This is a genomic window from Halalkalirubrum salinum (genome assembly GCF_005543295.1).
Taxonomy (GTDB): Archaea; Halobacteriota; Halobacteria; order Halobacteriales; family Haloferacaceae; genus Halalkalirubrum; species Halalkalirubrum salinum.
Genome location: NZ_SRSG01000047.1, coordinates 1 through 1,624, shown reverse-complemented (window position 1 = coordinate 1,624; position 1,624 = coordinate 1). Strand labels below are relative to the sequence as shown.

General features: G+C 53.7%; 1 protein-coding gene. It reads right to left on the bottom strand.

Going from position 1 to position 1,624, the window contains the following annotated elements:
* Positions 1-133 precede the first annotated feature (133 nt).
* A partial coding sequence (locus E5K03_RS13750) for a transposase (protein ID WP_138007378.1) occupies positions 134-1,624 on the bottom strand: 1,491 nt, incomplete at its 5' end.

The window sequence follows — 1,624 nt, the reverse complement described above, 5'->3', positions numbered from 1 at the left end:
ATTATCTGATAGGAGTTGCTAAATTTGCGGGTGTCTCGACCCAATATATCATGTGATGGTCACAAAACAGAGCCGCCTGAGAGCGACGCCTCTCAGGCGGCGGCAGTCATTTTTTGGACAGACCTTCTAGTGGTCAGATGAGCCGACTTGGTGAGCGTATCAGCCCTGGTTTGTTCTGCCGTTTTGCAGTGAGAGACGCTGCTACCAATGCTACCGCCGAAAGAACTACGTGAGTTTCGACGTTGTCTTCCTTGCGTACGCGGACGCGATCAAGACCAGTAAACGACTTCAGTCGAGAGAATACTCGCTCGACACCTGCTCGCAGGTGTCGATGCATCCGTTCCTTGATCGCTTGGAAGATGTAGCTTTCCTCGACACTACCTACTTCTACACCGTATTCAGAAAGTTGCTCCTGTGGGAGTTTCTCTAATGCGTCGTACGGGCTGTCGATCTCGTCACCGTGTTCTTCGAACAGTTCTTTGATTTCCTCCTTGATCGTCGCTAACGGCGACGATCTGCGAGGATTGATCGCTCCCAACAACGGACAATCAAGAGAGTCCTGACAGTAGTCACGGTTTCCTTGGCTGTCGAATCCAGCATCAGCTAAGACTGCTTGAAGCTCATCAGTGTCATAGCGTTCCTCGAACTCATCGACGAGCGGCTCAAATCCGCTACAGTCGTGTGTGCTGCCGGTCTCCATCGTGATGGCGACCGGCAGCTCCGCCGCTGCATCCACGACGATATAAACCTTGTACCCGTAGAATTTTCCTTCGTGCTGACCCCAGCTAGCACCCTCTACGTCTCCGTTTTCGATCTCTTTGCGAGTATTTGCCCAAGCAGCAATGTGAGTTCCATCGATCACAACGAACTCGCCTCCATGCTCGTGATCGGTAAGCAACTCGCTGCACATAGATTGGAGACAGTCACGTAGCTCGTTCGGAGAGAGTTCGTCGAAGGCACGCCAGAGGGATGTCCCGTCGGGGACATCCTCTGGCTCAACGTAATCTAATGCCTCACGGAATGAGTGGTTTCGGCGAATACGGCGTTCGAGGGCGTCAAACGAGTCGCCCTCGAACTGCCGTAGAACAAGTGCAGCGGCACGTTCTGGCGTAATAGACTGAATCTGCGAAACAGCAACCGAGAGAAACGTAGCGATGAGTTCGTCACGGTAGAGATAGCCATCATCGTCGTCGTTAGGTGTGAGATCGGTTGGCTGATCAGTTTGACGCTGAGACAGTTGGTCGTCCCGCCGGGACGGCCAACTGTGGGTGTAGACGGTTGTGTTGTTCCAGTCAGTCGCGTGTATCTCGTCATTTTCGGCTAGCTTTCGGAGTGGACGGTAGCACTGCCTGTTGAGGAGATCACGTGCTTCAGGGGGTGTAAGTCCAGATGGACGGCGGAACGCGAGATGCTTGAGAGTAGCTTTGGTAGTTCGTTTCCGGTGGAAGACGGCAGTGCCGTCATCCACCTCCGGTCGCCAGAAGCCGTCGTGAGTAGAGCGGTGACCAACGATATGCTTGCTAGTGATGTATTTGCCGTTGTGGTTCAGCGAGGTGTAGAACGCATCTGTAGAGGAGATTTGGGTGATATACCACGCTGGCACCGAGGTGCCAGCGCGGAGTGC